The following is a 5155-nucleotide window of genomic DNA, read 5'->3' on the forward strand; positions in this document are numbered from 1 at the left end:
GTCGCAGACCTCGCCGCGGTCCTTCAAGTGGGCATCGAGCTGCACAAAGGCCTCGCCGATGACATTGCGCAGCGACATCAGCCGGTTGTAGGCACCAATGCCCCAGAAGAACAACAGCGCCGCCCCGGCGACGCCAGCCCAGCTCCAGATCGTCATGCCGCCGCCCGGTAAGCAGCAAACCCATTGGCTCGCAGCGCGYAGGCCGGGCAGTGGCCGCAGCCATGGCCCCAGTCATGCAGCTCGCCGCGCTCGCCGAGGTAGCAGGTATGGGTGTCCTCGACGATGAGCTTCACCAGCGCCCCGCCACCGAGCGATTCGGCCAGGCGCCAGGTGGCCGCCTTGTCGATGAACATCAGCGGCGTGTCCAGCGTCATCGGCGTGTCCAGGCCCAGACTGAGTGCCACCTGCATGGCCTTCATCGTGTTGTCGCGGCAGTCCGGGTAGCCGGAGAAGTCGGTCTCGCACATGCCGCCGACCAGCACCGACGCGCCGCGGCGGTAGGCCAGCGTCGCGGCAAAGGTCAGGAAGAGCAGGTTGCGGCCGGGGACGAAGGTGTTGGGCAGGCCGTTGGCCTGCAGCTCGATGGCACGTTCGCTCGTCAGCGCCGTGTCGCTGATCTGGCCGAGCAGGGACAGGTCCAGCAGATGGTCGGCGCCGAGCTTGCCGGCCCAGTGCGGGAACTGGCGTGCGATCTCGGCGCGCACGGTGTTGCGGCAGTCCAGCTCGATGCGGTGGCGCTGGCCGTAGTCGAAGGCCAGCGTCTCGACTTCGGCGAAGCGGTCCAGGGCCCAGGCCAGGCAGGTGGTGGAGTCCTGGCCGCCGGAAAACAGAACCAGGGCTTTGCGGTTGTCGGTCATGGCCGGGATGCTACCCGGCCACCCCGCCCATGCTCGGCGCCAGGCCGGGTGCCGGCGCGCCGGTTCGGCACCTTCAAGAGCCGGCCGACAGGCACCTCGGCCGTGCTTGCGCGCCCCCGAATCGCCCTGCGCGGCGCGCCTTTGCACCGCCCGCGTGCGCGTCCAACCCGCCTCTCCCAGACGCGCAAACTGGCACGGCACATGCTTGTATACCGCATTGAACACAAGCCGGAACTCAACCGGCGCACTTCGTGGATCAAGCAACTTGAGGAGAGCCTGGATGACGCGATCGCAATGGAACCGCCGGCACTTGTTGGGCAGCCTGGGCGCTGCGGGAGCCGGCGTGATGACCGCCGGCTGGAGCGGCCTGGCGCACGCCCAGAAGCCGCTGACCGTGGGCTTCATCTACGTCGGCCCGCGGGACGACTACGGCTACAACCAGGCGCATGCCGAGGCCGCGGCGCTGGTGAAGAAGATGCCGGGCATCAAGGTGGTGGAGGAGGAGAACGTCCCCGAGACCAACGCGGTGCAGAAGACCATGCAGGGCATGATCGCCCAGGACGGCGCGGGCCTGCTGTTCCCGACGTCGTTCGGCTACTTCGCCCCGCACATCCTGGCGCTGGCGCCCAAATACCCCAACGTGCGCTTCGCGCACTGCGGCGGGCTGTGGGATGCGGCCAAGCACCCCAAGAACGCCGGCAGCTTCTTCGGGTACATCGACGAGGCCCAGTACCTCAACGGCGTGGTCGCGGCGCACGTGACCAAGAGCAAGAAGCTCGGCTTCATCGCGGCCAAGCCCATCCCGCAGGTGCTGCGCAACATCAACGCCTTCACGATGGGCGCGCGCAGCGTGCACCCGGACATCACGACGACGGTGATCTTCACCGGCGACTGGAGCATGCCGGTCAAGGAAGCCGAGGCCACCAACAGCCTGGCCGACCAGGGCGTGGACGTGTTCACCATGCACGTGGATGGCCCCAAGGTCATCGTCGAGACAGCAGCCAAGCGCGGCAAGTTCGTCTGCGGCTACCACGCCAGCCAGGCCAAGCTGGCACCGCAGGCCTACCTGACGGGCGCGGAATGGAACTGGATCACCGCCTACAGGCAGATCATCGACGCCGCGCAGACCGGCAAGCCGCATCCGAACTTCGTGCGCGGCGGCTTGAAGGACGGCTTCGTCAAGAGCAGCCCCTACGGCAGCTCGGTGCCCGAAGGCGGGCGCAAGCAGGCCGAGGCCGTGCGCGCCGAGATGCTCAAGGGCAGCTTCGACATCTTCAAGGGCGAGCTCAAGGACAACGCCGGCAAGGTGGTCATTCCCAAGGGCAAGGTGTTCAAGCAGACCGACATGGAGTTGGAGGGCATGAACTACCTGGTCGAAGGCGTGATTGGAAAGGTCTGAGCCTCTGGGAGCCGCCGCCATGGTCGCCACCTCAAGAGCGCAGGGTTTCGCCGAAGCCCTGCTGCTGCCCGTCTTCGCATTGACGGCTGCGCTGCTGCTGTTTGGCGTCTTCGTGTGGCTGGGCGGCACGTCGCCGGTGGAGGCCTGGAAGCTGCTCTTCCTCGGCGCCTTCGGCGACGCCTTCTCCTGGCAGAACACGCTGCTGCGCGCCGCGCCGCTGATGCTCACCGCGCTGGCCGTGGCGCTGCCCGCGCAGGCCGGCTTGACGATGATCGGCGGCGAGGGCGCGCTGGTGCTTGGTGCGCTGGGCTGTGCCGGTCTGCCCTATCTCTTCGGCCCACCCGGCAACGTGATCGGCAGCACCATGGTGCTGGCGGCCGGTGCGCTGCTGGGCGGCGGCTGGGTGATGCTCTCCGGCTGGCTGCGCCAGTGGCGCGGCGTCAACGAGACCATCTCCAGCCTGCTGCTGAGCTACATCGCCATCGCGCTGTTCAAGCACTTCGTCGAAGGGCCGATGCGCGACCCGGCGAGCCTGAACAAGCCGTCCACCCATCCGCTGGCTGAAGGCCTGCGCATCGGCCCCATCATGGGCGACGCGGCCATGGAGTCCTGGCTGGGCGACGTGCACTGGGGCCTGGTCATCGGCGTCGTGCTGTGCCTGGCCTGCGGCGCCTGGCTGAGCTTCAGCGCCTCGGGCTTCGCGATGCGCGTGGTGGGCGGCAACGCCCGGGCTGCCCGTCTCGTCGGCCTGCCCACCGACCGCCTCATCCTGCTGGCCTGCGCCCTCGGCGGCGCGGCGGCGGGCCTGGCCGGCGCCATCGAGGTGGCGGCCGTGCACACGGCGGCCAATGCCTCGGTGATCGCGGGCCTGGGCTACACGGGCATCCTGGTCAGCTTCGTGGCCCGCCACAACCCCTGGGCCATCCCGCCGGTGGCGGTGCTGTTCGGCGGCTTCGCGGCGGCCGGCAGCCTGCTGCAGCGCCGGCTCGATTTGCCCGACGCCTCGGTGCTGGTGCTGCAGGGCTTCGCCTTCGTCTTCATCCTCGCGGCCGAGGCGCTGCGCGGGCGACTGTTTGCGCCGCGCGCCCTCGCCAGGCGGCCAGCGCCCGTCACTGCGGTGGCTGAACCTCAGGGGGTTGCATGAGCGCCGCGCAGGGCCGCCCCAAGCAAGCTCGCTCCCGCTTGGCGGGACAGGCCGCAGGCCGAAGGGTGCACCAATGAGCCTCACGCTGAACGTCATCCCCGACCTGCTGCTCGCCGTCATCGGCGGCGCGCTACGGGTGGGCACGCCCTTCCTCTTCGTCAGCCTCGGCGAGTGCCTGACCGAGAAGAGCGGCCGCATCAACCTCGGCCTCGAAGGCGTGCTCGTCTTCAGCGCCATGGCCGGCTTCGGCGGCGCCTACCTCAGCGGCTCGCCGTGGCTGGGCGTGTTGGCTGCCAGCGGCTGCGGCGCGCTGCTGGCCCTGCTGCACGGCCTGCTGTGCTCGCTGCCGCGCGTGTCAGACATCGCCACCGGCATTGCGCTGATGCTGCTGGGCGCGGGCCTGGCCTTCTACCTGGGCAAGCCGCTGATCCAGCCGCAGGCGCCGCAGATCCCGTCGCTGCCGCTGGGCGCCTGGAGCGACTCGTCCGCCGTGCAGACGGCGTTGTCGGTCAACGCCCTCTTCCCCATCGGCGTGGCGCTGGCCACGCTGCTGGCCTGGGGCTTCAAGAACACGCGCTGGGGGCTGGTGGTGCGCATGGCCGGCGACAGCAGCGATGCCGCGCGGGCACTGGGCTACTCGGTCAACGGCGTACGCATCGCCGCCACCACGGTGGGCGGCGCCATTGCCGGCCTGGGCGGGGCGTCACTGTCGCTGTACTACCCCGGCAGCTGGAACGAAGGCCTGTCCAGCGGCCAGGGCCTGATCGCCGTGGCCCTGGTCATCTTTGCGCGCTGGCGCCCCTGGCGCTGCCTGGGCGCGGCGCTGCTGTTCGGCGGCGCGGGCGCCATCGGCCCGGCGCTGCAGAGCGTGGGCGTGAGCGGCGGCTACTACCTGTTCAACGCCATGCCCTACGCGCTGACCCTGCTCATCCTCGTGGCCACCTGCACGCCGAGCCAGTCTCTCAAAGGTGCGCCCGCCGAACTCGGTGTGTCCCGTTGAACCGAAGGAACCCGACCATGCCGACCCTGCGTTCAAAACCCTATGCCTGGCCCTTCGACGGCAACATCRGCCCGAACAACACGGCGCTGGTCATCATCGACATGCAGACCGACTTCTGCGGCATCGGTGGCTACGTCGACAAGATGGGCTACGACCTGTCGCTGACGCGCGCGCCCATCGCCCCGCTGAAGGTGCTGCTGGCCGCCGCGCGCCGCAAAGGCATGCACGTCATCCACACCCGCGAGGGCCACCGCCCCGACCTGGCCGACCTGCCGGCCAACAAGCTGTGGCGCTCGCGGCAGATTGGCACCGCGGGCCGCGGCATCGGTGACGCCGGGCCCTGTGGCCGCATCCTCGTGCGCGGCGAACCGGGCTGGGACATCATTCCCGAGCTCTACCCCGCCGCGGGCGAGCCCGTCATCGACAAGCCCGGCAAGGGCAGCTTCTGCGCGACCGACCTGGAGCTGATCCTGCACACGCGCGGCATCCGCAACCTCATCCTCACCGGCATCACCACCGACGTGTGCGTGCACACGACCATGCGCGAGGCCAACGACCGCGGCTTCGAGTGCCTGATGCTGTCGGACTGCACCGGCGCCACCGACCCTGGCAACCACGCCGCCGCGCTCAACATGATCCAGATGCAGGGCGGCGTGTTCGGCGCGGTGGCCGACTCGGCCGCCGTGCTCGACCTGCTGGCGCAACTCTGAGCCGCGGCCATGTCCCACCCGCACGCCCTGCAGCTCGATACCTAC

5 protein-coding genes are annotated in these 5155 nt (G+C 69.6%); 4 read left to right on the top strand and 1 reads right to left on the bottom strand.

Features of this window, described 5'->3' with window-relative positions:
* Nucleotides 1–152 precede the first annotated feature (152 nt).
* A complete protein-coding gene (gene queC / locus ACXJKR_RS23790; RefSeq protein ID WP_457324915.1) occupies nt 153–857 on the bottom strand; it encodes a 7-cyano-7-deazaguanine synthase QueC in 705 nt (234 codons plus the stop codon).
* A gap of 280 nt (nt 858–1137) precedes the next feature.
* Here queC and ACXJKR_RS23795 point away from each other — a divergent pair, with 280 nt between their 5' ends.
* From ACXJKR_RS23795 to biuH, 4 genes are all read left to right on the top strand, one after another.
* On the top strand, nt 1138–2256 hold the full coding sequence (locus ACXJKR_RS23795; protein WP_457324916.1) for a BMP family ABC transporter substrate-binding protein: 1119 nt from the start codon (nt 1138–1140) through the stop codon (nt 2254–2256).
* Between the two features lie 19 nt (nt 2257–2275).
* Entirely contained in the window at nt 2276–3400 is a 1125-nt protein-coding gene (locus ACXJKR_RS23800) for an ABC transporter permease (RefSeq protein WP_457324917.1), read from the top strand.
* A gap of 73 nt (nt 3401–3473) precedes the next feature.
* Nucleotides 3474–4400 (top strand): ABC transporter permease, encoded by a 927-nt coding sequence (locus ACXJKR_RS23805; RefSeq protein ID WP_457324918.1) that lies wholly within the window; start codon nt 3474–3476, stop codon nt 4398–4400.
* Between the two features lie 17 nt (nt 4401–4417).
* Complete coding sequence (biuH, locus tag ACXJKR_RS23810; RefSeq protein WP_457324920.1) at nt 4418–5110, top strand: biuret amidohydrolase; 693 nt, start codon at nt 4418–4420, stop codon at nt 5108–5110.
* Nucleotides 5111–5155 lie beyond the last annotated feature (45 nt).

The sequence above is a fragment of the Roseateles sp. P5_E11 genome (assembly GCF_054049355.1).

Bases quoted from the DNA above. Each gene is read 5' to 3' on its own strand.
- ACXJKR_RS23795 (WP_457324916.1), top strand. From the start codon at position 1,138: ATGACGCGATCGCAATGGAACCGCCGGCACTTGTTGGGCAGCCTGGGC.
- ACXJKR_RS23800 (WP_457324917.1), top strand. From the start codon at position 2,276: ATGGTCGCCACCTCAAGAGCGCAGGGTTTCGCCGAAGCCCTGCTGCTG.
- ACXJKR_RS23805 (WP_457324918.1), top strand. From the start codon at position 3,474: ATGAGCCTCACGCTGAACGTCATCCCCGACCTGCTGCTCGCCGTCATC.